At 48.2% G+C, this 25,325-nt stretch carries 20 protein-coding genes and 1 tRNA gene; 18 read left to right on the top strand and 3 right to left on the bottom strand.

The features are described from left to right. Positions 1-39 precede the first annotated feature (39 nt). Positions 40-594 carry a hypothetical protein gene (locus BM124_RS12385; RefSeq protein ID WP_093337941.1) on the top strand — a complete coding sequence of 185 codons (555 nt, stop codon included), beginning with the start codon at positions 40-42 and terminating at the stop codon, positions 592-594. Next, positions 578-1,051 carry a phBC6A51 family helix-turn-helix protein gene (locus BM124_RS12380; protein WP_093337939.1) on the top strand — a complete coding sequence of 158 codons (474 nt, stop codon included), beginning with the start codon at positions 578-580 and terminating at the stop codon, positions 1,049-1,051. Before BM124_RS12385 ends, BM124_RS12380 begins: the two co-directional genes overlap by 17 nt. 75 nt (positions 1,052-1,126) lie before the next feature. Here BM124_RS12380 and BM124_RS12375 read toward each other — a convergent pair whose 3' ends face one another. Further along, positions 1,127-2,152, bottom strand: coding sequence for a tyrosine-type recombinase/integrase (locus tag BM124_RS12375; protein ID WP_093337938.1), 1,026 nt, complete (start codon positions 2,150-2,152; stop codon positions 1,127-1,129). Positions 2,153-2,362: 210 nt separating this feature from the next. Then, positions 2,363-2,458, bottom strand: a tRNA-Sec gene (locus tag BM124_RS12370). A gap of 136 nt (positions 2,459-2,594) precedes the next feature. On the opposite strand from BM124_RS12370, the gene selB reads away from it, so the two are divergent. The 5 genes from selB to phnC all read left to right on the top strand — a co-directional run bounded on the left by selB (position 2,595) and on the right by phnC (position 8,088). Continuing rightward, on the top strand, positions 2,595-4,511 hold the full coding sequence (gene selB, locus BM124_RS12365; protein ID WP_244504329.1) for a selenocysteine-specific translation elongation factor: 1,917 nt from the start codon (positions 2,595-2,597) through the stop codon (positions 4,509-4,511). Beyond that, positions 4,495-5,520 (top strand): glycosyltransferase, encoded by a 1,026-nt coding sequence (locus tag BM124_RS12360; protein ID WP_170841133.1) that lies wholly within the window; start codon positions 4,495-4,497, stop codon positions 5,518-5,520. Before selB ends, BM124_RS12360 begins: the two co-directional genes overlap by 17 nt. 74 nt (positions 5,521-5,594) lie before the next feature. After that, entirely contained in the window at positions 5,595-6,524 is a 930-nt protein-coding gene (gene phnD / locus BM124_RS12355) for a phosphate/phosphite/phosphonate ABC transporter substrate-binding protein (RefSeq protein ID WP_093337935.1), read from the top strand. Between the two features lie 29 nt (positions 6,525-6,553). Then, positions 6,554-7,315: a phosphonate ABC transporter, permease protein PhnE gene (gene phnE / locus BM124_RS12350; protein ID WP_093337933.1), complete on the top strand. Its 762-nt coding sequence runs from the start codon at positions 6,554-6,556 to the stop codon at positions 7,313-7,315. 23 nt (positions 7,316-7,338) lie between these two features. Continuing rightward, complete coding sequence (phnC, locus tag BM124_RS12345) at positions 7,339-8,088, top strand: phosphonate ABC transporter ATP-binding protein (protein ID WP_093337932.1); 750 nt, start codon at positions 7,339-7,341, stop codon at positions 8,086-8,088. Between the two features lie 143 nt (positions 8,089-8,231). Here the strand turns inward: phnC and selD are convergent, their stop codons facing one another. After that, positions 8,232-9,266, bottom strand: coding sequence for a selenide, water dikinase SelD (gene selD / locus BM124_RS12340; protein ID WP_425288590.1), 1,035 nt, complete (start codon positions 9,264-9,266; stop codon positions 8,232-8,234). A 185-nt stretch (positions 9,267-9,451) separates the two neighbouring features. On the opposite strand from selD, the gene selA reads away from it, so the two are divergent. The 11 genes from selA (at position 9,452) to BM124_RS12285 (ending at position 25,238) form a co-directional block, all read left to right on the top strand. Then, on the top strand, positions 9,452-10,864 hold the full coding sequence (gene selA, locus BM124_RS12335; protein ID WP_093337929.1) for an L-seryl-tRNA(Sec) selenium transferase: 1,413 nt from the start codon (positions 9,452-9,454) through the stop codon (positions 10,862-10,864). Positions 10,865-11,024: 160 nt separating this feature from the next. Further along, entirely contained in the window at positions 11,025-13,763 is a 2,739-nt protein-coding gene (gene acnA / locus BM124_RS12330) for an aconitate hydratase AcnA (RefSeq protein WP_093337927.1), read from the top strand. 192 nt (positions 13,764-13,955) lie between these two features. Beyond that, the gene (locus BM124_RS12325) at positions 13,956-14,477 is read left to right on the top strand and encodes a VanZ family protein (protein WP_170841132.1); all 522 of its coding nucleotides are present in this window, start codon (positions 13,956-13,958) and stop codon (positions 14,475-14,477) included. 56 nt (positions 14,478-14,533) lie between these two features. Then, positions 14,534-16,909: an AAA family ATPase gene (locus BM124_RS12320; protein ID WP_093337926.1), complete on the top strand. Its 2,376-nt coding sequence runs from the start codon at positions 14,534-14,536 to the stop codon at positions 16,907-16,909. Beyond that, positions 16,884-17,300, top strand: a complete 417-nt coding sequence (locus BM124_RS12315; RefSeq protein WP_093337925.1) for an acyl-CoA thioesterase — start codon at positions 16,884-16,886, stop codon at positions 17,298-17,300. Before BM124_RS12320 ends, BM124_RS12315 begins: the two co-directional genes overlap by 26 nt. A gap of 77 nt (positions 17,301-17,377) precedes the next feature. Continuing rightward, positions 17,378-17,695, top strand: coding sequence for a hypothetical protein (locus BM124_RS12310; RefSeq protein WP_093337922.1), 318 nt, complete (start codon positions 17,378-17,380; stop codon positions 17,693-17,695). A 51-nt stretch (positions 17,696-17,746) separates the two neighbouring features. Continuing rightward, complete coding sequence (nadE, locus tag BM124_RS12305) at positions 17,747-18,571, top strand: ammonia-dependent NAD(+) synthetase (RefSeq protein ID WP_093337921.1); 825 nt, start codon at positions 17,747-17,749, stop codon at positions 18,569-18,571. 74 nt (positions 18,572-18,645) lie between these two features. Beyond that, positions 18,646-19,158, top strand: a complete 513-nt coding sequence (locus BM124_RS12300) for a DUF4352 domain-containing protein (protein WP_093337920.1) — start codon at positions 18,646-18,648, stop codon at positions 19,156-19,158. A 130-nt stretch (positions 19,159-19,288) separates the two neighbouring features. After that, complete coding sequence (gene metA, locus BM124_RS12295; protein ID WP_093337918.1) at positions 19,289-20,197, top strand: homoserine O-acetyltransferase MetA; 909 nt, start codon at positions 19,289-19,291, stop codon at positions 20,195-20,197. 83 nt (positions 20,198-20,280) lie between these two features. Next, positions 20,281-21,498, top strand: coding sequence for an EAL domain-containing protein (locus BM124_RS12290; RefSeq protein WP_093337917.1), 1,218 nt, complete (start codon positions 20,281-20,283; stop codon positions 21,496-21,498). Positions 21,499-21,563: 65 nt separating this feature from the next. Continuing rightward, positions 21,564-25,238 (top strand): dynamin family protein, encoded by a 3,675-nt coding sequence (locus tag BM124_RS12285; protein WP_170841130.1) that lies wholly within the window; start codon positions 21,564-21,566, stop codon positions 25,236-25,238. Positions 25,239-25,325: the final 87 nt, after the last annotated feature.

Genomic DNA, 25,325 nt, shown 5'->3' with positions numbered 1-25,325 from the left:
AGTGTCGGCCGGCCTCTTTTTAATAACGGAGGTGAAACGATGATACCGGATTTAGACCAAATAAAGCGACGGGTGAAAGAAGCGAAAGAAGCATCGGGGGATACACCGGAACCCGTGCCGGAACCAACACCGGAAGCATTTGTGCCGAAAGTGTTCTCCCTTGCGTGTTTGTACCGCGGGAAGATCATCCAGGACGCATATAAGAAATACGAAGCCATCGCAGAAGAAACGTGGGACTTGTTGCCGGTTTATAATTCCGCGAAGTTAGATGCCGCAAAAGGATACGTGGATGTAGCGTCATTCTGCGAAGATGCGGAGACAAGGTTTAAAGCGTATTGCTTCTGTGTCATGTACAACGTGATGACCGATGAGGGTGAAAGCACAGACATCGCCCGAGTAAAGTTTAGGATTTTTACCATAAAGTACCGGATCGAAGAGGAAGAAGGCTACGAACCGGCGGAACTAACCGCGGACGATAAAACGGAACTCCGCCATTTATTGGAAGACGACGACTATTTCAACGAACAATTTACGTATTATACCGAAGAACTAAACCAACGCAAGGAGGCGTTAAAACATGAGCCGAACAAATGATTTAGCCCGGAAGTTATCGAGTCAGCAACGACACGCTGCGCATTTGCTCGTCGATAAGGAGTTGACCGGAAACGGCCGCACCATTAAGGATATTGCGGACGAGGTCGGCGTAAGTGACCGAATGGTTTATCACTGGAAGAAAGAAGAAACGTTTATTCTGTACAAAAACGCGATTAACGAACAGCAGATCGCGGAGGTCGTCGGCGAAATTGACGGCTTATTAATCAATCATATCCGCGAAATGGGCAGCAAGAACGGCTCATTCAGCGTGAAAGCGATGGAACTAGCGTACAAGCGTCTCGGCATGCTGACGAATAAGTCCGAGATTGAAATGCGGACAGATGAAACGGCAAAGCAGGCGCACAGTAACGAGCAGATACAGGCAGAAATTGCGGAACTGGACGACATGCTTGCGGAAACAGACACGGAGTCAGACGAAGGGGAAAACGTACACTAACGAAAACAACACGGGGCTGCTTCGGCGGCTCCGGTATACATACAAAAGGAGAGCCGTAGCCCTCCTTAAATTTCGTCATCTTTTTCTTTTCCGGTCAAATACGCTGTTCAGCGGGCTATGCTTCCGGTGTTGTATGATAAGGTCGCCGTCCGCCATATTGACGTATTTTTTCACCATCGACGCGTCCGTGTGTCCGAGAATCTGCTGTAGGCTGAACGGATCGCCGCCGTCGAGAATGTACAGCAGTGCGCCGGTATGACGGAGGACGTGCGGGCTGACGCGCTTATTCGTGATGCCGGCGTCCTCCTTTACTTCCGTCAACCTTTTACGGAACGTAGCGGCGTCGAGCGGGTGTCCGTCATACGTCACGAACAGGTGGTCGGTCATAAAGTCCTCCGTCTCGATCATATACTCGTGCAGGTAGCGGAGAGAATGCGGCGACAACGGAACAAGCCGCGTTTTCTTCGTCTTTGTATTGTCGGCGTCCAGCCGGATGACTCCTTCGCGCAAATCTACGTTATCCCGTTGCATGGCGACGACTTCCGACACCCTCGCCATTGTATCGAGCATTGTCAGGATAATCGTGATTTCCCGGAAACCGACGAAGCGCGTGTCGTCAATCACGTTAAGCAGCCGTTTTACTTCGTCCGGCGTCAGCGCGTCTACGTGGTCATCCGGCACTTTCACCGGCTTGAACGTCTCGTGGATCGGCTCTACGATATGCCCTTCCTCGTAACACCACCGCAAAAAGGCACGGGTTGTCCGTATACGGACATTCATCGTTGTTTTGGCGAGGCCGCGGTCGGCCATGTACTCGATGTAGGCGACGAACACATCTGACGTAATATCCTCGTTCACTAAGTCCGGAAGCCCCTCCGCCTCCTCTAAATAATCGATAAACCAATCGTAATGCGTGTAGTACCCTTGTATCGTCATACGCGCGAATCCCTGCGTTTTCTTCAACGCCATGTATCGCTCGAATAACTCCGACAGGCTCAGATAAGCCGCCGGGTTGTGGTTGACGTTGCGCCGCATGCCAAATTTCCGTTTCCGCGAGTTCGGGTTAACCCGGTTATGCTGCGCCTTGCCTTTTAAGGCCATACGAAAACCTCCCGTTATTTATAGTAGCGGAAGGCGTCGTCTCTATCGTATAATGGCGGTTGGCCGCCGGTAGTCTCCGAAATAGGTTGCCGGAGTTGTCGCGGGATGCAGCCGGTAGACTTTCGGGCAATCTCCGATTCAATCTACGAAAAATCTTCGACTCCAATCTCCGCCCAAATCGCCGAATCCCTTGCGAGAGTAGGCGTGAGTTGGCGGGACCGTCTGGGAATCGAACCCAGCGGAGACGGCACGCGCCTCCCTGAAGTTTTGAAGACTTTGGCGTGCACCAGCATCGCAACCGGCCCCACGTTTTTAATACGGGACGTATTTTACGCCTTCCTTTCTAACAATGCAACAACTCCGTTTCATTTTCGTTGGTTTTCGACATGTAGTATGATGAAAGATAAAGAAAAGGCTTGATTGTAAAAAGGCGGGAATCAACATGGCACAGCGTATGTATACCATTGGAATGGCCGGACATATAGACCACGGAAAAACAGCCCTGACCAAAGCATTGACCGATCATGACACCGACCGGCTGAAAGAAGAAAAGGAGCGGAGTGTCTCGATTGAACCCGGATTTGCCCCGCTTCAGCTCAGAGACGATATGGAAGTCTCCATTATTGATGTTCCGGGACACGAACGTTTTATCCGGCAGATGATTGCAGGCGTGGCAGGCATTGACGCGGTGGTGTTAACGGTCGCGGCAGACGAAGGGGTGATGCCGCAGACGAAAGAACATCTTGAAATATTATCTCTTCTTGGCGTGACCGGCGGACTGATCGCAGTGACCAAAGCGGACAAAGTGGAAGAGGATCTCCGGGAACTGGCTGGAGAGGATATCCGGAGTGAAGTGCAGGGAACTCCGTTTGAGCAGGCGGAAATGGTATTTGTGGACAGCCTATCCGGCAGCGGCATCGAACAGGTGCGTTCGGTCATAACGGATATACTGGATCGTCTTTCTGTGCGGGAGGCCAGAGGTGCGTTCCGTCTGCCCATCGATCAAGTGTTTTCTGTTCACGGCCAGGGAACCGTGGTACGTGGGACGGTGTACGAAGGGCAGATTAAAGAAGGAGATACGGTGCAGATGCTTCCCCTCCGCAAAAAAGGGAAGATCCGGCAGCTCCAGCGGCACGGCACGCGGGTGGACAAAGGAATCGCCGGGCAGCGTCTTGCCATGAATATAGGCGGGGTGGATAGAGAGGAGCTGAAACGCGGCGATGTTGTTGTCTCGGCGGAACATTATGTGACGACCGAGCGGCTCAATGTCGTGCTCTATACGTCGCAGGAAACGGTACACACTCTGAAACAGCGCGGTTCGGTAAAGCTTCATCTCGGAACGGCAGAGGTATTTGGTACGATTGTTTTTTTTGACCGGAATGTACTGGAGCCTGGGGAAAAACAGGAAGTGTTGTGCCAGCTCGTACTGGACGGGCCGGTCGTAACGAAAAGAGCGGATCGTTTTATTTTACGCAGGCCTTCCCCGATGGAGACAATCGGAGGAGGCTGGGTTCTGAATCCGAATGCCGAACGACTTCGTTTTGGCGCGTACTCGATTAACCGGCTGCAGCAGGAAAAACAGGGGACGCCCGAGGAACACGTGCAGGAAGCGCTCCGTGAATATAAGTGGCTGTCGTCTGAACAGCTGGCTAAAGAAACAGGGCTGCTCCAGGAAGACGCCGAAAATGTGGTGGCAGAACTGCTTCAAAAAGAGCAGGCCAAAACGTATGATAACGGCAGAATCGCTTTGCAGGAGCTTTATGACGAATACATGGAGAGCATACTTGCCGAACTGCGTGCGTTTCACGAGCAGTATCCCCTGCGCAGCGGGAAAAACAAACGCGAGCTTTCTTTGTTTACATCCGGTGCCCTGCCTAAGGAACTTGCCGAACGTTTTTTTGAAGAAGCAGTGGAACAGAAACTGATTTCGCGGCAGAAACAGTATGCAGCCGTTTTTTCGCATGTTCCGTCCTATCCTGAAGGATGGGAACGCAGAATGGAACAGGCCCGCAGCAGCTGGCACCAGGACGGGATCGCTCCCCGGCCGTGGCAGGAATACATGGACGAACAGGGAATACCGAAAGAACTGGGAAATGAATTCCGCTATGCCCTGCTCCAGTCCGGCACGGCTTCAGCCATGGACGACAGACATATAAGAGAGGTTTCAAAGCTGCAGGAAGCAAAAGAGTTGCTGCGCACCTCCCATCCCGGGGCATTCACGCTGCAGCAGGCCAAAGAAATACTGCCTGTGTCAAGAAAGTTTCTCGTTCCATTTCTGGAATGGCTGGATGAACAGAAATGGACCAAATGGGAGAACGAGCAGCGAGTCTGGAGAAATCCGAATGACAACCGTACCTGATCCGCTCTGCATTCTGTATTTGACGCCGTATTACTACACTGCTCGTGGAAATGCGGCCACGGCCGGACGCATGAAAACTTATCTGGAAAAAGCGGGGCATGAGGTGATGGTGTATGCGTTTGAAGAAGAGGACTCCCCGCTTGATGAGAAACTGGAAAGAGCAGATATCGTTCATGCCCTTCATGCACGCCGGGCCGCCGAGTTTGTGGAAGCACATCGTCTTCGTATCAGGAAACCGCTTGTGGTAACGAGCGGCGGTACGGATATTAATATTGATCTGCAGGATGCTGTGAAAAAACAGAACATGGAGCAGTTTCTGGCAGATGCCGGAGCGGTGACGGTTTTTACGGGAGATGCGGAACAAAAAATCGTGGAAAGTTTTCCGAGGCTTTCAAGTAAGGTGACGGTTATACCTCAAGGAGTGGATATACCGCCGGAGAAACCGGAGGCGGTACCGGTTCTTCCGGAAGGATCACCGAAGCTTCTTCTCCCGGCCGGCCTTCGTCCCGTGAAAGATGTGTTGTATGTGTGCAGTGCTCTTCAAAAAAATCTTTCACGCTTTCCGGATCTTCAGTTACTGGTCTTAGGCGAAGAGATGGATGAACAGGTGAAAAAGGAAGTGGAGCAGGCGGAACAAGAGTTGTCTTGGTTTTTCCGGTATCCACCTGTGAAGCGCAAAGATATGTCGGGATTTTATCAATGGGCTGATGTTGTGCTGAATACTTCTGTTTCCGAAGGACAGCCGATGAGTCTGCTGGAGGGCATGATGCACGGTGTGCCTGCACTTGCCAGAAAAAACGGCGGCAGCGAAAGTGTTATTGCTCACGGCAGGAACGGATGGCTGTTTTCAACGCCGCAGGAATTCGTGGAGATTCTTGACATGTTAATGAGAGACACGTCCTTGTACCGCCAAGCTGCCGGTGAGGCAGAAAAATATGCGGCACGATACCACTGCCCGGAAGAAGAAGCAGCCGAGTACACCTTTCTATACGACTCGCTTCTGAGATGAATCCGGTGCGGTGGATTTCTTTACACGTTCTGTGAACAAACGAAAGGTAGACACCAAACAGGGGGTACATAAACATGAAAAAGTCGTTAATAGGAGTATTGGCGTCTCTTGCACTGATGCTTGGAGCATGCGGCGGAGGCACGGAAGATAATACGGAAAACGGTGGAGAAAGCAGCAGCAGTGATTCCGGTGAACAACTGAAGGTAGCTGTGATTCCCGCCCAGTCTGCCGGGGAAATGCAGGACGGCCTGGATGCACTCGAGAACACGTTGAATGAGTCGATGGACCGCGGGGTCGCGGTGGACCACTATCCAAGCTATAATGCTGTGGTGGAAGCCCTGAATTTCGGTCGTATCGATCTTGCTTATTTAGGCCCGCTTACCTACGTCATTGCTAATGAAGAAAGCGGAGCACAAGCGATTCTCACACAGGAAATCGGCGGTAAGCCTTATTATCATTCCTATATTATTTCCCATGTGGATAAGCCGTGGGACAGTCTCGATGAAATGCTGGAGCAGCCTGGAGATGTTAATTTTGCATTCGGCAGCGTCTCTTCTACTTCCGGTTCGTTAATGCCCGGGCTTGAATTGAGAGACCGCGGTGTCTTTGAATCCGAGGAAAACAATGACTTTCAATCGGTCCGCTATACCGGCTCCCACGATGTGACGGCCAATGCAGTAGCGAACAAGAAAGTGGATGCCGGTGCCATTGACAGTGCCATTTACAACGAACTGGTGGAAGCAGGAACGATTGATGAAAGCAAGGTGAAAAAAATCTGGCAGTCCGATCAGATTTATCAGTACCCTTGGGCGGCCCGGTCCGGCATGAGTGATGAAGTCAAACAGCAGTTTCAGGATGCTTTCACGGCCATTGAAGATGAACAGATTCTTGAAATCTTCGGCGGCGCTTCTGCATTTGTGGAAACAGATCACAGCCATTATAAAGACATTGCCCAGGCCGCGGCAGATTTTGGCATGCTGAACATGGACAGTGTTGAAGAGTAGAAGTTGTTTAAGCTAAAGGAGCAGAAGCAATGACCTGGTTACGAAAAAGAGCGTGGATATACGGACTTCTGCTTGCCGTGTTTACCTGGTGGAGCATGGGAAAAACCGAATTTGAATGGAGCAGTTTTCGGGAGTTTGATGATGCTGTCACGTTTGTACGCGAACAGTTTTTTCCTCCTTCCTTTGATATTGCTCCGAATTTAATAGATCCGGCTCTTGTTACGCTTGCCATTGCCTTTCTCGGCACATTTTTTGCGCTTTTGTCCGCGGTTCCGCTTAGTTTTGCTGCAGCAAAAAATACAGCGGCGAATCCGGTTCTGTATTATCTGCTTCGTTTTTTTCTGTCGATTTTAAGGTCCATTCCTGAAATCGTGTTCGGGCTCATCTTCGTCGTCGTACTCGGGCTCGGGCCGTTTCCAGCGGTTATTGCGATTCTGCTTCACAATATCGGTGTGCTCGGTAAATTAATATCCGAGCTCATTGAAGCGGCTGATCCAGGGCCTCAGGAAGCTATGAAGTCGGTCGGTTCCGGACGCAGGATCGGTAATCTTTTCGCTGTGGTACCACAAATCTGGCCGAACGTGTTGTCACATTATTTCTACCGGTTTGAAGTGGCGATCCGGACGTCCCTGATTCTGGGCTTTATCGGCGGTGGCGGAATCGGTCAGAAGCTGATCAATGATTTTAACAGCTTTCAATATTCAGCTGTAACCGTGGAAGTTCTGTTTATTATGCTGCTTGTTATTGTGGTGGATCTGTTCGGAGCTTTTGTACGAAAACGTGTGATATAGTCTGATGGAAAAGAGGGTTGGAAATGATCGAGCTGGACGATGTGACAGTTTATTACCCTAAGGCAGAAGAACCGGCGGTAAGTGGTGTACATCTTTCGCTCTATCCCGGCGAATTTGTATGTGTTCTCGGCCCGAGCGGTGCCGGGAAATCAACATTAATCCGTACGATTAATGCGCTTCAGCCCGTGACAGAGGGGCAGGTGCTCATCCAGGGGAAAAACCTTCAGCAGATGCCCGAGGCAGATAAACGGAAATGGCGGAGCCGGGCCGGCATGATATTTCAACATTTTCATCTGATTCCAAGGCTTACGGTGCAGCAGAATGTATTAACCGGATTGTTCGGAAAACGCCGGTCGTTTGCAAATGCGGTTGGCTTTTTCAACGAGAGTGAAAAGCAGAAAGTCAGGCGTGTACTCGAAGAAGTGGGACTGCTTGATATGGCACAGCGCCGCGTGGAAGCGTTAAGCGGCGGGCAGAAACAGCGTGTGGGGATCGCACGCGCCCTCATGCAGGAACCGGAAGTGTTTCTTGGAGATGAGCCGGTGGCGAGTCTCGATCCAGGTACGGCCCGGTCCGTATTTGGCATATTAAAAGACGTGCATGACAAACAGCATTTGATGTCACTTATTAATGTGCATGATGTCGCGTTGGCAAGGTCATTTGCGACAAGAGTCATCGGACTTGCCGGCGGAGAAGTCATTTATGACGGACCGCCGGACCAACTCGACAACGGAAATTTGGAAAGGATTTACGGAAAATCAATCCATACCTGAAGACAGAGTCCGGCTTAAATATTAGAGACAGCCATCATCATAAAATAGGGATTCTAAAAACGCTTCCGACTATCAAAAACGATAGTCGGAAGCGTTTTTCCTATTCAGAGGCTGCAGCATCTCAATCTGCTTCACCTAAAATGTTATTTTATCTGGATAGGGCGGCTGTTCTGTTGTTCTACAACACCGACGATGGCGGTATCGGTTTTCCCCTTCTCGTGCATGTCGTTCACGTACTGCGCTGCTTCGCCGGGATCCATTGCAATAAGCAGTCCGCCTGATGTGACCGCGTCATAAAGAACAGCGGTGGTAAGATCGGATACGCCTTCGTCTTGATCTATATGATCCTTTAGATACGATGCGTTGGCTTTTGAACCTCCGGGCATGACTCCCTGTTCAGCCAGCTCATATGCTCCTTCAAGAACCGGTACATCATCTGCGTGAAAAGTGAATGTTACATCGGAAGCATCGGCCATTTCAAATCCATGTCCAAGAAGTCCGAAGCCGGTCACATCTGTTACGGCATGCGGATGGAAGGATTTTAACGTTTCCGCGGCGGTATCATTGAGCTCTGCCATCACGTTAGTCACTTTATCTTCCTGTGCGGGGGTGATCCTGCTTCGTTTAATAGCCGTCGTCAAGATACCCACACCAATCGGTTTTGTCAGCACAAGCACATCACCAGGGCGTGCCCCGTTGTTGGCCCATACCTTGTCCGGATGAACGATGCCGGTGGCGGACAGTCCAAATTTCGGCTCCTGATCATCTATCGAATGGCCGCCTGCAATGGCTGCTCCGGACTCATCGACTTTATCAGCCGATCCTTTCATGATCCCGGCTAGAATCTCGTCGGGAAGGTCGTTAATTGGAAAGCCGACGATGTTAAGTACGGTGGTTGGTTTTCCGCCCATCGCATAGATGTCACTTAATGCATTCGCCGCGGCAATCTGACCGAACATGTAAGGGTCATCGACAATCGGGGTGAAATAGTCTACGGACTGAACGAGAGCGATGTCATCGGTTAATTTATAGACGCCGCCGTCATCGGATGTGTTCACCCCTACAATAAGGTTGGGGTCTTTATCTCGCTTTGGTAAATGACGCAGCACCTGCGCCAGGTCCTCGGGACCGATTTTGCATCCTCAACCAGCTTTTGTGGAAAGGCTGGTCAATTTGATTTCTTCGCCTCTGCTCACTGCGTCCACCTCCCTGCTGTCTTTACTGATTACAGTATACGTCGTTTGTTTGCATGAACACAAACGATACACTAAAATAAAAGCGGACACTGGATAGAGAGAAAACAGCCGGCTCCGTTTTCCGGCACCGGCTGTTTCTTTCTAAAAAACAAGGAAGTGACGTATTGATGAAAGAGAAACTGCGGTGGATTCCCCCTGTTCATGAGATGCAGAATAAACATAGGTTTCTTGAAATGAAGCAGGAACTCGGTAATGAAAACCTGCTGACAGATTGGCTGCGCCTGGAGATGAACCGGCTTCGGGAAGAATGGCTTCATGAAACAGGCCCTGACCTTTCTTCGCAGAATGAAGTGGAAACCTACCTGCTGCAGCAGGTGTCCGGCCGTTTCGAATCCTTTCGAAAAAGCCGTCTGAAGCAGGTGATTAATGCAACAGGTACCATTCTTCATACGAACCTCGGACGGGCAAATATGAGTGATGAAGCCGTTAAAAAGGCAGCCGAGGCTGCTGCAGGGTACTCCAGCCTTGAATACGACATCTCTTCCGGCGGGCGCGGGTCACGCCATGATATTCTGGAAGATTTAATTCAGACTGTCACCGGTGCTGAAGCTGCCATGGTTGTTAACAATAACGCGGCTGCCGTTTATATGGTATTGAAAGCACTGGCAAAAAAAAGAGAGGTCATCGTCTCCCGCGGACAGCTCGTGGAAATAGGAGGTTCATTCCGTGTGTCTTCTATTATGGAAGAAAGCGGGGCGGCACTTGTGGAAGTAGGCACGACGAACAAAACCCACCGCAGGGATTATGAACAGGCGGTCGGGCCGGATACAGCGATGCTGATGAAGGTACATACCAGTAATTTTAAAACGATTGGATTCACCGAAGAAGTACCGCTTTCGGAGCTCACAGAAGTGGCCGCAGAACAGCAGCAGGATATGATTGTTTATGAAGATCTCGGGAGCGGCGCTCTGTATGATTTTAAAGAACATGGAATTGGATCGGAACCTACCGTGAAAGAAGCGCTTGCCACCGGTGCTGACCTGGTGACCTTTTCAGGAGATAAGCTTCTCGGCGGTCCCCAGGCAGGCATTATAGCGGGGCGGAAGAAATGGATCGACCGTTTAAAAAAACATCAGCTGGCACGAGTGCTGCGTGTAGATAAAATGACAATCGCTGCACTTGAAGAAACATTGAAAGCTTACGCGGGGAACAGGGAAACAGAAATACCGGCCGTCCGGATGGTACTGGAAACAAAAGAGGAAGTGAAAAGGCGGGCCGAAATATTTCTGAATTCCCTGCAGCTGTCGACGTGGAAAGCGGCTGTGGAAGATGAATACTCCAGAGTCGGCGGCGGAACGATGCCGGAGGTGGAACTTCCAACAGCCGCCGCTGCCATTACTCCATCTTCTCTATCCGCTGAGGAAGCGGCTGCGTGTCTTCGTACGTATTCCGATCCTCCTATCGCGGTCAGGGTGAAACATGAGAAAATACTGGTTGATTTGCGTACGCTTACCGAAGAGGAGATGAAAGTGACGGCAGAAGCGCTTTCCAAAATAGAGAAAATGAAAGAGCTGCAGTAGGAAAACAGTTTTTTCTTAAAAAAATTATTTATATTTGATGGAAGTTTTGCTATTCTTAAATAGGGAAAGCCCTGGCTTTTTGACAAACAGAACGTGGAAATCATTTATTTCGACATTTTTTCGTTACTGTTCTATCATAGTTTAAGAGGAGGGACTACATATGAGTGCTTATCAGGATGTATTTAACGCCCGCAGGACTTTTACGTCCAACGGAACAACGTATCACTACTATGACATTAAAGCACTGGAGGAAGCCGGTTCCGGTAATGTATCGAAGCTTCCGTATTCAGTGAAAGTGCTGCTTGAGTCATTGCTTAGACAGCTCGACGGCAAAGTGATTAAAAAAGAACACGTGGAGAGTCTTGCTGGCTGGGGAACAAAAGATGGAGGAAGCGAAGACGTACCGTTCAAACCGTCACGCGTTATCCTTCAGGACTTCACAGGTGTACCTGCTGTGGTGGACCTTGCTTCTCTTCGTAAAGCAATGGCAGACATGAACGGCAGTGCCGGCAAAATCAATCCGGCCATCCCGGTTGATCTTGTCGTAGACCACTCCGTCCAGGTAGACCGGTTTGGAACATCGGATTCTCTCGAACAGAACATGAATCTTGAGTTCGAACGCAATGAAGAACGCTACAAACTGCTGAGCTGGGCTACAAAAGCGTTTGATAACTACCGCGCTGTTCCACCGGCTACCGGTATCGTGCACCAGGTGAACCTGGAGTATCTGGCTTCTGTCGTTCACACGAAAGAAACGGAGAACGGCGAAGTGGACACATTCCCGGACACACTTGTTGGAACAGACTCCCATACAACCATGATTAACGGTCTGGGTGTTCTCGGCTGGGGTGTCGGAGGTATCGAAGCGGAAGCAGGTATGCTGCAGCAGCCGTCATACTTCCCGGCTCCCGAAGTTGTAGGCGTCCGCCTGAAAGGTTCTCTTCCGAACGGCGCCACTGCTACCGACCTGGCTTTAAGAGCGACTCAGCTTCTCCGTGAAACCAATGTGGTAGGCAAGTTTGTCGAATTCTTCGGTCCAGGACTAAAAGAAATGCCGCTTGCAGACCGTGCCACCATTTCCAATATGGCACCGGAATACGGAGCAACCTGTGGTTTCTTCCCTGTTGACCAGGAATCGCTGAATTACATGCGTCTGACAGGCCGTTCCGAAGAACATATTGATATGGTGGAAGCTTATGCGAAAGCCAACAATATGTTTTATGAAGACGGAGCGGAAGAACCGGAATTCACGAAAGTGGTGGAACTGGATCTTTCCACGATTGAACCAAGTCTCTCCGGTCCGAAACGTCCGCAGGACCTCATTCCGATGTCAGAGATGAAAAAGACGTTCAACGAAGCGCTTACCGCTCCTGCGGGCAACCAAGGATTTGGACTGGCACCGGAAGATGTGGATAAAAAAGTGAAGGTCACCCATCCGAACGGCAAAGAGTCTGAAATGGAAACAGGCGCGCTGACGATTGCAGCCATTACAAGCTGTACGAACACATCGAATCCATACGTCATGATCGGCGCCGGACTGCTCGCGAAAAATGCCGTGGAAAAAGGACTCGATGTTCCGGAGTATGTGAAGACCTCGCTCGCGCCAGGGTCCAAAGTCGTTACACGCTATCTGGAAGATTCTGGTCTTATGCCTTACTTGAACGAACTTGGTTTTAATCTTGTCGGATACGGCTGTACCACCTGTATCGGAAACAGCGGGCCGCTGCCTGAAGAAATTGAAAAAGCCATTGCCGACAATGATATGCTCGTTTCGTCCGTGCTGAGCGGAAACCGTAACTTTGAGGGCAGGATTCACCCGCTTGTTAAAGCCAATTATCTAGCCTCGCCGCCGCTCGTTGTGGCGTACGCGCTGGCAGGTAACGTGAACTTTGACATGAACAATGAATCCTTCGGCAAAGATAAAAACGGAAACGATGTATATTTTGAAGACATCTGGCCTTCCGCTGAAGAAATCAAGAACTTTGTTCATGAAAATGTTTCGCCGCAGCTTTTCAAAGACGAATATGAGAGCGTGTTTGACAATAACGAACGCTGGAATAGACTTCAGTCCGACGATAACCCTGAACTGTACGACTGGGATGAAGAATCCACCTACATTCAGAATCCACCGTTCTTTGAAGAAATGTCGGAAGAGCCGGATGACATCAAACCGCTGAACGACCTTCGTGTCATCGGGAAATTCGGCGACTCGGTTACAACGGACCATATTTCCCCGGCAGGAGCGATCGCCAAAGACAGCCCGGCCGGAAGATACCTGACAGAAAAAGGTTTGAAGCCGTCCCAGTTTAATTCCTACGGTTCAAGACGCGGTAACCATGAAGTGATGATGCGTGGTACGTTTGCCAACATCCGTATCAGAAACCAGCTCGCTCCCGGCACAGAAGGCGGGTATACAACATACTGGCCGACCGGCGATGTGATGGCCATTTATGATGCCGCCATGAAGTACAAAGATGATAACACCGGCCTGATGGTCATCGCCGGTAAAGACTACGGCATGGGAAGTTCCCGTGACTGGGCTGCGAAAGGTACCAACCTACTCGGCATCAAGACCGTTATTGCCGAAAGCTTTGAACGTATCCACCGCAGTAACCTCGTGTTGATGGGTGTACTCCCGCTTCAGTTCCAGGAAGGGGAGAACGCTGAAACATTGGGACTCACCGGAGAAGAATCATTCGACGTGAAAGTCGATAACCATGTCACGCCGCACGAACTCGTCGAAGTGGAAGCCGCCGCACCGGATGGAACGAAGAAGACGTTTAAGGCAGTAGCCCGCTTTGACAGTGATGTTGAAATGGATTATTACCGCCACGGCGGCATTCTGCAGCTTGTCCTGCGCGATAAGCTTGCTGAAGTGGAACAGGAAAAGAGAGTATAATCTCTTTGCACCGGGCCTAAAAGGGCCCGGTTTTTTTCTTCAATAAAAAATTTCACGTACCGTATTTCTAATAAAATAAAAATCAATTCTTTATTATAATTCAATAAAATCCAGCATTTCACTTGTCAAACAGACAGGCAGAACAGATAATAGTTAAAGGAGACAGGCAGTGAATTTTTCAGGAGTGGACAAATGGGACATTTAAATACAAATAAATTACATAAGACAGAACGGCTCGTCTTAAAAGCAAAGCCGGTAATTATGATACTGCTTCTGCTTTATCTGGCCGTTTTATTTTACGTTACGCTGTTTGCCTGGAATCACGGTTCTTCTTATGGACCGGTGGGGCCCGGGGGGAGAAACTATAATCTGGATTTTTTCCGCAGCATTTACCGGATTGCCGTTTACAGTCCGGATGTAGTGGATCCTGTCGTCATTCTTGGCGGCAATATCGTGATGTTTCTCCCTTTTGGAGTGCTGACAGCATTAATGTTGATACATAGTAAAAAAGCGTGGTGGATAGTTCCGGGTTTATCTATTCTTCTTTCTTTATTTATTGAAATAAACCAATATGTTTTTACCCACCGTGTGGCGAATGTGGACGATGTTTTTCTGAATACCATTGGAGGAACGGTCGGTTTTTTGCTGATCATCGTTATTCGCAGCTGGATGCCGAAGATACAGACTGAAGACGCACAAAAGGATAATGTGTAAATTTTTCCGAAGAACGGCGGCAGAAAAATCCGGGAGGGAGAAAGGAGAGGGTCGGATTGGATGAACAGGAATTCCAGAACGCAGTATCTACAACTTCAGAATGGGAATCCGGTCATATTTCCATGACGCTTGAAGACATCCGCTCATGGCTCAGTCAACTAAGAGAAGACAATCCGGAAGAACGAAACCTGGCCTCGAAGCTTTATGGGTTGATGGCACGGGACAGGTTTTTTGAGAAGCATCGATTTGACCCGCTGGTGAAAAGCTGGCTGCAGAAAGGGCAGAGTCTATCCGCCGATGAACCTGTACTGAAGAAACTTTCCAGTGTGTATCAGCTTTTCACGATAAGGGATACCGTATTTACACATGCCCTTCCTTCCATACGCGAAACCGATCAGAGCAGTGCGCGAAAAAAAGCTGTAGAACAGCTGAAACACGCAGCAGAACAGGAAATACAGAATCTAAAAGAAGTCATGGAGTGGATAGACGATCCGGATGAATACGTTGAAGAGGCGGCGCAGGCTTATGACATCGATCTTTCAGCGGTGCGTCGCCTCCTGGATGAAGGCTCGTCCGCTTATGTTCAATTAAAAGAGGCGGCGCAGGGATACCTTGATACCGTATCCGGCTCGTTTTACCCGCCGGAACAGGTAAAAAAGATGCAATCGTCCCTGAATGAGCTGACAGGATGCAGCCGGCGCTGGCAGGAAATGATGAATCATGAAAGTCTGTCATCCCGGAAGGAAGACGACCCGCTTGCAGCACTGAATCAGGTAATTGGAATGGAACGTGTGAAACAAAGGGTGCATCGTCTGTATCACTATCTGGAATATCAGAGGATCAGAAAAGAAAAAGGTTACACCCTGCACGATGAACGAAGCCTGCACATTATTTTGACCGGTAATCCAGGGACCGGCAAAACCATGCTTGCCCATCTCCTTGCTGCCATATATAAAAGACTCGGTCTGCTGCAGCAAAATGAAGTGCTGGAAGCAGACCGTTCTCATCTTGTCGGTGCCTATGTCGGGCAGACGGAAGAGAAGACGATGAATCTTGTCAAAGAAGCAGTAGGCGGTGTTCTGTTCATTGATGAAGCCTACAGCCTGAAAAGAGACGGAATGGATTCGAATGATTTCGGGCAGACTGCGATAGACACACTGTTAACAGCAATGACAAACAGCGAATATGCGGGGACTTTTGCCGTTATCATGGCCGGGTATCCGGAGGAGATGAGGCAGTTTTTACGAGCCAATCCCGGCCTGCGCAGCCGTTTTCCGGAAACAAATCATATTCACCTGCCTGATTATTCGATGGATGAATTAATCCGGATTGCAGAACAGACTGCTTTTGATAATGATTTTGTTATTAGGGAAGATGGCAGGCAGGAATTGCAGAAACGAATTGAAAACGTCCAGGTGGATGAAAGTTTTGGTAACGCCAGATCGGTGAAGGATATCATTATGGATGCCATTTTTCAAAAAGGAGCATCTATAGGACATACGTCGTCTGATTCAATTGATGATTTTGCTATTCTTACAGGCAGTGATGTTAAAGATCCTGTTTTGGAGGAACGTCATGAAAAGGAAGAACAGCCGATGGAACGCCTGGATGAGCTGATCGGCCTCGAAGATGTGAAGCAGGAAATAAAAAAATTGGCCGCCTTTATCCAGGTTCAAAATCAGCGTAGGCAGAAAAACCTGCCGGCTGCACCGATCCAGCTTCATACGGTCTTCCACGGTCCACCCGGAACGGGAAAGACAACAGTAGCCGGTATTTACGCCGGCATTCTGAGAGAGCTCGGACTGTTGAAACGTGGTCATCTGATTGTTGCAGGAAGAAGTGATCTCGTTGCAGAATATACCGGACAAACTGCCGTGAAAACAAAACGGAAAGTGCAGGAAGCACTGGGAGGTGTTCTCTTTATAGATGAAGCCTATGCTCTCGGCGGAGCTGCTAAAACAGATTTCGGGAGAGAAGCATTGGATACGCTGGTTGAAGAAATGACAAAACACGAGGATAATCTCGTTGTGATTTTATCGGGATATCCAGGCCCGATGGAAGAGTTGTTTCAATTAAATCCGGGGCTTGAATCCCGCTTTAAAAAAACGTTTTATTTTCCTTCCTTCCCGCCGGAAGACCTTCTCCGGATCACGGCCGAATACTGCAGGAAATATGGATATATACTGGAGGAAGAAGCGCAGCAAAAACTTGCGGCCATGTATAACGAAATCGATACATCCGGCAATGCCAGATTAGCAGAAGATGTAAGTGAAGAAATGTTTCAGCAGCAGGCGCTTCGGATTTCAGAAGAACCGGTTGATTCAGAACATATACTCCGTCTTTTGACTGTGGATGATGCTGCGGCAGCATGGCATGATAAACAATTGGAAAAAAGAGGGGAAGATAATGAAAGAAACAGTTACGGACATTGAAGTAAGGTACGTGGAAACAGACCAGATGGGGATTGTACATCATTCCAATTATGTTGTCTGGTGTGAACTTGGGCGTACCCATTTAATCAAAGAATTCGGTTTTACATATAAAGAACTCGAAGATGCAGGTATTATCTCACCTGTTATCCACGTCGATCTGCATTATAAGACGCCGGTTCGTTACGGGGATCAGGTTAAGCTTCATACCTGGATTGAAACATATGACGGGGTTCGTGTCGTGTACGGTTATTCCATCATAAACGGAGATGGGGGGCGCTGTGCGGAAGGAACAAGCACCCATGTATGTGTGGATCAAGAGTCCTTCCGTCCGCTCTCGATAAAAAAACACCTTCCTGACTGGCATGAAGCTTATGAGATGCATAAAAAATAATACACCTGTCAATTTTTCTAACTTTATCAGCAAAAGAAGTTCAGCATATATGGTATAACAAGAAAGGGGGAGAAGCCTTGGCGTTTGGAATTACAAGAAAAGAACTGAATGATTGGAAAAAGGGTGTACAGAACAAAGAGATTGCCTTTCTTACACACTTTTGGTACGACAAACGGTTTCCCGAATATGATTCGGTAACAAAAGCGGGATGCTGCGATATCAGGAAATTGGCAGAATGGGGCCGGCAATACGGCCTGAAACCGGAATGGATTCATAATCGGGAGGCGTATCCCCATTTCGATCTGCTCGGAAGCACCCAGACTGAAATTATGAAAAAAGAAGGGATGCTTTACCAGCTTCGTCGTTTTGCCGGAACGTCTACTGATTATGTTTAAAATATCGACACAACAGGTAAATGAAAAAAGAAGGAAACAGGAGGGAAAACAATGGAAGCTGATCAACAGTCAATTATACAAGCGCTCGAAGTTAAACCATCAATTATCCCTGAAGAAGAGATAGAAGTACGTAAAAACTTTCTTAAAGACTATTTGAAACATACCGGTGCAGATGGATATGTGCTGGGGATTTCCGGAGGACAGGACTCGACTCTTGCCGGAAAACTGGCGCAGAAGGCTGTGGCCGAACTGAATGACGAAGAAACAAAATCCTATACATTTGCTGGACTGCGTCTTCCATACGGTAAACAGTTTGATGAAGAAGATGCTGCAGCCGCGATGGAATTTATTAATCCAGCTTCCATCATCACGGTGAATATTAAAAAAGCTGTCGATGCGTCGGAAGAAGCGTTTCGTGATGCAGTTGGAAGAGAAATGAGCGATTTTAACAAAGGCAATACGAAAGCACGGGAACGCATGAAAGTGCAGTATGACATTGCTGCTGAATTCAACTGCCTCGTTATCGGAACAGATCATGCGGCGGAAGCATTAACCGGGTTTTTCACAAAACACGGAGACGGTGCCTGTGATATAGCTCCTTTGTACGGCTTAAATAAACGTCAGGGAAAAGAACTGCTGCGAAAGCTCGATGCCCCGGGTGTGACGTTTGAAAAAGTACCTACTGCCGATCTGGAAAGCGACAATCCCGGACTGCCGGACGAGGAAGCGCTTGGTTTCCGATACGCGCAGATGGATGATTTCCTTGAAGGACGGGACATTGATCCGAACACAGCTAAACAGATTATACGGCGGTATGCACAGACAGAACATAAAAGACAGCTTCCTGTTACTGTTCACGATGACTGGTGGAAATAGAACATTCCGCCCCAGCATCGGGAAACCACGTTTTGTAATAGAGACACGCGCAGAAGAAATGGAGAGAGAAGGAAATGGATAAAAAATTATGGCTGCTGTTTGGACTTATTCTGGTACTGGGTATTTTCAGCGGTATGTTTATTCAGTCCCAGCGCTCAGCCGGAGAGCAGGAAACGTTCGAACAGAAGGTGTCTGCCAGTTCGAGCGGACTTCTTGCTCCCGGTGAAACGGCGGAAGTGGGAGATTTCAACATCACTGTTCATGATTCCTACTTTTCCAGTCAGCAGGAAAAACAGGTTTTGGTTGCAGATATTTCGTTTCAGAACCTGGCGGAACAGCCCCGGGAAATTCCTCTGTTTAATATACTCGTGACAGACGCCGATGGACACACGTATGAAAATTTGACTTCCTATGACGATCAGCGGCTGGTCGGCGGTCAGATTCGAGCCGGTGGACTCCGCAGAGGAACACTTGCGTTCGACGTAGGAGATTCCAATCATTATGAACTCTCCTATACCAATCACAGTGGAAACGGGCTTGCTGCATGGAATCTTAAACCCTCCGGCAGCACCTCAGGCGGATCCTGATGCAGAGTCTCCCCGGCTCCGTTGTACCGTAATTGATTCTTTTTCTATTTCATGATATTTTGTAGAATTAAGAAAGTTGATACCCGAAAGATCGTAGAAATAGAAAGAGAATAAGGAGTAAGAGAGACGTATGCCAATTAAAGTACCTGACCATCTACCCGCAAAAGATATATTAACACAGGAAAATATTTTCGTGATGAATGAGAGTCGTGCCTACACCCAGGACATCCGCCCTCTTAAAATTCTTATTCTAAATTTAATGCCACTAAAAGAAACGACAGAAACCCAGATTTTACGGATGCTGGGAAACACACCGCTGCAGCTCGATATTTCTCTTCTTCATCCGGACACTCACCGCTCCAAGAATACGCCTCAGGAACATCTGGCTGCTTTTTACAAGACCATTGATGAAATAAGCAGCAGTACGTTTGACGGCATGATCATAACCGGAGCACCGGTGGAGAAACTCCCATTTGAGCAGGTCGATTACTGGGATGAAATGAAAAAAATTCTGGAGTGGAGCAAAACCAACGTAACATCCACCCTGCATATCTGCTGGGGAGCTCAGGCAGCACTGTATTATCATTACGGAATTCCCAAACATCCGATGGATAAAAAACTGTTCGGCATTTTCCAACATCATATAAACAAACCGTACCACAGTCTGATGAGAGGGTTCGATGATGTATTTAACGCTCCTCATTCCCGTTACACCGAAACGAGAAGAGAAGATGTGGAGCAGGTGCCGGAGCTTGATATCCTGTCTGAATCCGGGGAAGCCGGCGTGTATCTGGCTGCGTCCAGGGATGGCAGACAGATTTTTATTACGGGTCACAGCGAATATGATGCAGAAACGCTCCGGGATGAGTTTGAAAGAGATGCACGGCGCGGCATTTCCACGAAGCTGCCGGACAACTACTTCCCGGAAGACAATCATCTGAAGCATCCACCGCTGCGCTGGCGTGCACATTCCAATTTATTGTTTTTAAACTGGTTGAACTACTTTGTCTACCAGCAGACTCCGTATGATTTTGCGTAGTTTTTTCTTTTTGGTCTGTATAACAACGGGATTATACAGACCTTTCTGTTTGACAGATTGTACAAAAAGTAAAGGTGATCAAGATGGATGCACTTGATATTGTGATGAATAAACAGAATGTCACAGCATACCTTCAGCCTATTATAAGCACTGACAGGCAGGAAATTACGGGGTATGAAGTCCTTGGGCGTTATCAGGACGAGGAACGTTCGATCAGTCTCCGTCCTTTTTTTCAGGATAAAACCATCCCGGAGGAATATAGAAGAGAGATAGAAGAGCAGATTCATCATCAGGCCCTCACTTCTTTTCTGGACGGGAACCGCACCGAACATATTTTTCTAAATGTTGATGTGGATTTGATTTTGACCGATGGGGGTGAACATTTTTTTGAAAAACTGTCCTCCTATAAAGATTACGGTTTATCTTTCTCAAGGCTTGTTCTCGAGTGCAAAGAGCACGATTTCGAAGGAGACGTCTCCAGATTGAAGCATTTTATACAATACGTGCAAAGCATGGGGATTCGTATTGCCCTTGATGACCTCGGTAAAACCAGTACGCCGCTTGATGAGATTGCCTACCTGAATCCGGATATCGTCAAAGTGGATCTGGAGTTTCTTGCTGATCAGTCCTTTCCGGAGATGTACCGGGAAGCGCTGCACTCTCTATCTGTATTGTCCGGAAAAATCGGTGCTTCCCTTCTTTTTGAAAATATCAAAGAATTCAACCAACTTCATTTTGCATGGAAACACGGCGCCCGCTATTTTCAAGGTTCCTATCTCGGACGTCCGGATCTCTCTTTTCTTGATAAAATGACGTTTGCCGAAACACTGCGGAAGCATTTCAATGACTTTCTATTCTTTGAAAAAAAGAAAATCGAAGCACAGATTGAATTGACGGACACATTGGCCAAACGCCTTGAGCGTGTGGTGAAAGATAAACAGAATCCCGATGATATTGATGACTTAACCCTTCATATTGCGGATGAGCTGAAGGATCTTTCGTTCCGCGTGTATTTGTGTAATTATGAAGGGTTCCAGCAGTCAGGGAACGCATTTCTCGATGAAGACGGCATGTGGCAGTATCAGTTTGAAGAAAAGAACCGGAACTGGAGCTGGCGTCCCTATTTTCTTGAGAATATCGTACGAATGAATATCGAGAAAAAAGGGATTCTGTCAGATCTGTACACAGACATTCATAAAGAAGAGCGCATACGCACGTATTCATACCCTATTAATGAAAACCTGTATGTGTTTGTGGATATTCCGTATTCCTATCTGTTTGAGAAGGATTTTTTACTGTAAAACCGGCATATAAGAAAAGCCGGTTTTTCTATTGGGACATGCCGGAAGAAAAGGGGGAGGCATCCATGACGCAAAAAGGCACAAAGATAAACATAAAGGAACGCGCAGCGTATGTGGAACAGCTTCAATTTTCGAAAGACGAGCTGCGCCGCATTCTTCATGAACTGCAAAATGATACGATTATTTCGCTCACACCGGCGTTGAAGCAGCAGACAGCATCGACAGCGGATACACTCTCTGCTTCCTTTTTGACTATTGCGTGCTTCGGTCATTTTTCCGCCGGCAAGTCCACCCTTCTCAACCGGATCATCGGCAGCGATATTCTGCCATCCCATCCAGTGCCGACAAGTGCCAATCTTGTTCACCTGCAATACAACAAGGAACCACTCTATCATTACCGTGATACAGAAACCGGGAAATGGAAAGAAATACCGCAGGAGGAGGCTCTGGATTCCTGGTTTCTTTCCGATCATGTGGTGGAACTTTCCATCCAGTCGCCGTCGGTCGAGCTTCCTGAACACGTCAAAATCATAGATACACCCGGCATTGATTCTACCGACCCCCAACACCGGAGAAAAGCTGTTTCATCGTTTACTGAGGCCGATATCGTATGCTGTGTTACCGACTATCAACACGTGGAATCGGCCGGCAATGAGGAATTGCTGCAAGAAATCAATGAACTTGGTGTCTCACCGGCATTGATCGTAAATCAAGTGGATAAACACGAAGAGCAGGAACAGTCTTTTGACACGTTCCACCGTCATATAATGGACTCGTGGAACAGGCGCGGTCTTTTCGTATCAGGCACTTATTATATATCTGCATTGTTTCCCGATGTTTCGCCCAAAGGATGGGAAGCTCTCCGGCGTCTTTTTCACCTTGATCAAGAACAGGCCGGTCACGTAAGAAGCCGGCACGCTGCGCTTCAGATATATCGGATAATGGAGGAGGCTGTCCGCTGTCAAAAAGCACAGGAAACCCGTAATCAAAACAACAATCGGTTGAAACAGAGTGTGAATGAAATAGACCGTTTGATAGAGGAATTGGATAACCAGCTTCAAAATCTGCCGTTCTGGGCGGAGCAGTTTGAGTTTCAAGTGGTGAAAATGGTGGACCACCTCTTTGAAAATGCCAAAATCACTCCTTATCATACGAGAAATGCTGCAAAAGATTATCTTGCTTCTCTCAGGGAAGCTTCGATTTGGAGAAAATGGCTGCAGCCAAAGCATGTACATAGAGAAGCAGCAGAAACCAAACAGCGGCTCCTGGACAGTCTCAGGGAAAATGTGCAGAGTTATATCGATATTCCGCTTCAACAGGAGATGCGCCGGACGATGCAGTATTATCATTTATTCGGGCAGGAACATAAAAGAACCCTGTTTTCTCTGTATTGGGAGCCGGATGAAACACTGATTACCGAAGCACGGTTAAACGGATCACGGCACGGCGTAAACTACAACGCGGTATTCTGCCGGAGCCTTGCTGAACAGATCAGGAAACATTATAAAGCTCTGCTGCGGGAATGGATGCCGGAGTGGAAACAAATGTTGGGAAGGATTCAGAATCAGGAGATCGAACGTCTTCAGCAGGAACGCAGCCTTTGGTGGGAAGTACGGGAGGAGCGCGTCCGGATCGACGAAAGGATATCCCGGCTGGATGAGAGAATTGCGTATTATGCGAAACGACTGAACGAAAGTGCCGTTTTGCTTGAGGCTTCCCGTTTTGACACAGCGGAGGATGAAACCGGCCGCCCTTTATCCCAGGTCTATGAACCAGCGTCCATTGATATCGGGGCGTTGTATCCGCCGGTTCCGGAACGTACCGGCTTTTCCTACCGTCAATCAAACATAATCTCTGCGCAAATAGCAGAGCAGGCCGTTTCTCTGGTGCAGAAGATCCCGCAGATGGAGCAGCGGATGCGTTCACTGCAGAAAAAAGCAGAGCGGTTACGGGGAAAAAATTGTCGTGTTTCTCTTTTCGGTAGTTTCAGTGCGGGGAAATCGACGCTTGTCAATGCCATCCTGGGTGAGCCGGTGCTGCGCGTCTCTGCGAGCCCGACTACAGCCTGTGTACAGCGGATACAATATCCTGATGAGCAGCATCCCCACCGAAGCGTGGAGCTGGTCTATAAGTCAGCATCCGGTATTACCGGCGACATGAACGACATACTGGGTAAAGCAGGACGTGAACTGCAGACGTTTGAAGAGTGGCCGGACCAAAAAGAAGACATGAGAAACACGCAGCTAACTCCTGATGAGGAGAACGGGAAAGAAAAAAAGGACGAAACCGAGGATACCTTTACTGTACTGGATCTGTTACAACCCGATGAAATCGACCTGCTTGATACATATCATGAGACGGCTTCAATGAGCAATAACAGGATGGGGCAGCTTGTGACAACCAATGAAGAAACGTACAGGGATATGTGCGAACAGGAAAAAGAACTACTTCTTATTGATTCGGTTACGATTTATTACGACTGTGATTTTACCCGCGCCGGATGTGTACTGACGGATACTCCCGGCATTGGATCGGTTTACAGAAGGCATTCCCAGACGGCGTTTCGTGAACTAAAAGAAGCCAATGCTCTTATCTATGTCACCTATTACAATCACGCGTTTTCCAAAGCAGATCAGGAGTTTTTAAAACAGATCGGCCGGACAAAAGACTATTTTTCGTATGATAAAATGTTTTTCCTCGTCAACGCGTCTGATCTGGCTTCCTCTGTTAAGGAGCTGCAGCAAGTACTGGACTACGTGTCCAATCAACTCGAGCGGTCCGGAATAAATTCCCCGCGCGTGTCCCCGGTTTCAGCGAGAAAAGCGGGAAAGGGGGAACGGTACGCATCCGGTCTGTCGTACTTTCTTGATACCTTCCATGCATTCCTGGATCTAAATCTGCAGGAAACGCTGCAGCAGGAACTGCTGGGGGAAATCGAATCCGCCATTCGGGCACTCGGGAACCATCAGGTTTTTCTCCAACAGAAAGAGGAGGAAAAAAAGAACGAAAAAGCTGAAGTCAAAAAGAAAGTGGCGGACTTTCAAACGCGGATGCAGCAGTATGATGTATCGGTCGATCGGAAGGAAGTCGAGCAGGAACTCGATGAACTAATGTTTTATGTGAAGCAGCGTGTATTTTACAGGTATTTTGATGAATATAAAGAATTGTTGAATGCCGGCCGCTTTCAGAAGGAATACTTTCAAACGCAGCTTCACCGGTATGTTAATGAGCTCATTACGTTGTTGTTTCATCTGTTCGCAGAAGAAGTGCGCGCGACGATGATCCGGATGGAATACTTTCTGAGGCGGAAATGGGAAAGTCTTCAGGAATACGCTTCCCGCGTCTTTCCGGAGGAGCTGGGCGGAGCTTTTGTAGAAAAAGAAACGAAACAGCGGATACCTGAAGTGACTGTTTATTCTTCTTTGCCTGCTGCCATGAAGGACCTTTCATTTATCAAGAAATACCGGTCGTATCGGGAGTTTTTTACGCAGGGGGAATATAAACAACTGAAAGATGAATTGGAGCAGGTTCTCCGCCCCCATGGAGACGCATATCTGAAAAAATACCAGGAGGAACTGAAGAAACAGTATGCAGACTGGATGACAACAGAGTGGAATGATGCGTTAAAATGGTATGAAAGAACCGCAGCTGATCTGTATGAGTCTTTCTATGAGGAACAGGATGCAAAAAATCAAAAACGCCTGGAAACAGCCATCGAGGGTCTCCGGGAATTGTTATAGAATAGTTGGATTTTTGCTGAAATTTTGATAAAATAGGATTGGAAGGTATCATTATCGGTCGGTTCCCAGGGTTATCAAGGTAGTAAA

This window comes from Salibacterium halotolerans, from assembly GCF_900115625.1.
GTDB classification, from domain to species: domain Bacteria; phylum Bacillota; class Bacilli; order Bacillales; family Marinococcaceae; genus Salibacterium; species Salibacterium halotolerans.
This window is presented reverse-complemented; position numbering and strand designations above follow the sequence as displayed.

Excerpts from the sequence above, each read along its gene's own strand:
- BM124_RS12385 (WP_093337941.1), top strand. The coding sequence starts at position 40 with ATGATACCGGATTTAGACCAAATAAAGCGACGGGTGAAAGAAGCGAAA.
- BM124_RS12380 (WP_093337939.1), top strand. The coding sequence starts at position 578 with ATGAGCCGAACAAATGATTTAGCCCGGAAGTTATCGAGTCAGCAACGA.
- BM124_RS12375 (WP_093337938.1), bottom strand. The coding sequence starts at position 2,152 with ATGGCCTTAAAAGGCAAGGCGCAGCATAACCGGGTTAACCCGAACTCG.
- selB (WP_244504329.1), top strand. The coding sequence starts at position 2,595 with ATGGCACAGCGTATGTATACCATTGGAATGGCCGGACATATAGACCAC.
- BM124_RS12360 (WP_170841133.1), top strand. The coding sequence starts at position 4,495 with ATGACAACCGTACCTGATCCGCTCTGCATTCTGTATTTGACGCCGTAT.
- phnD (WP_093337935.1), top strand. The coding sequence starts at position 5,595 with ATGAAAAAGTCGTTAATAGGAGTATTGGCGTCTCTTGCACTGATGCTT.
- phnE (WP_093337933.1), top strand. The coding sequence starts at position 6,554 with ATGACCTGGTTACGAAAAAGAGCGTGGATATACGGACTTCTGCTTGCC.
- phnC (WP_093337932.1), top strand. The coding sequence starts at position 7,339 with ATGATCGAGCTGGACGATGTGACAGTTTATTACCCTAAGGCAGAAGAA.
- selA (WP_093337929.1), top strand. The coding sequence starts at position 9,452 with ATGAAAGAGAAACTGCGGTGGATTCCCCCTGTTCATGAGATGCAGAAT.
- acnA (WP_093337927.1), top strand. The coding sequence starts at position 11,025 with ATGAGTGCTTATCAGGATGTATTTAACGCCCGCAGGACTTTTACGTCC.
- BM124_RS12325 (WP_170841132.1), top strand. The coding sequence starts at position 13,956 with ATGGGACATTTAAATACAAATAAATTACATAAGACAGAACGGCTCGTC.
- BM124_RS12315 (WP_093337925.1), top strand. The coding sequence starts at position 16,884 with ATGAAAGAAACAGTTACGGACATTGAAGTAAGGTACGTGGAAACAGAC.
- nadE (WP_093337921.1), top strand. The coding sequence starts at position 17,747 with ATGGAAGCTGATCAACAGTCAATTATACAAGCGCTCGAAGTTAAACCA.
- BM124_RS12300 (WP_093337920.1), top strand. The coding sequence starts at position 18,646 with ATGGATAAAAAATTATGGCTGCTGTTTGGACTTATTCTGGTACTGGGT.
- metA (WP_093337918.1), top strand. The coding sequence starts at position 19,289 with ATGCCAATTAAAGTACCTGACCATCTACCCGCAAAAGATATATTAACA.
- BM124_RS12290 (WP_093337917.1), top strand. The coding sequence starts at position 20,281 with ATGGATGCACTTGATATTGTGATGAATAAACAGAATGTCACAGCATAC.
- BM124_RS12285 (WP_170841130.1), top strand. The coding sequence starts at position 21,564 with ATGACGCAAAAAGGCACAAAGATAAACATAAAGGAACGCGCAGCGTAT.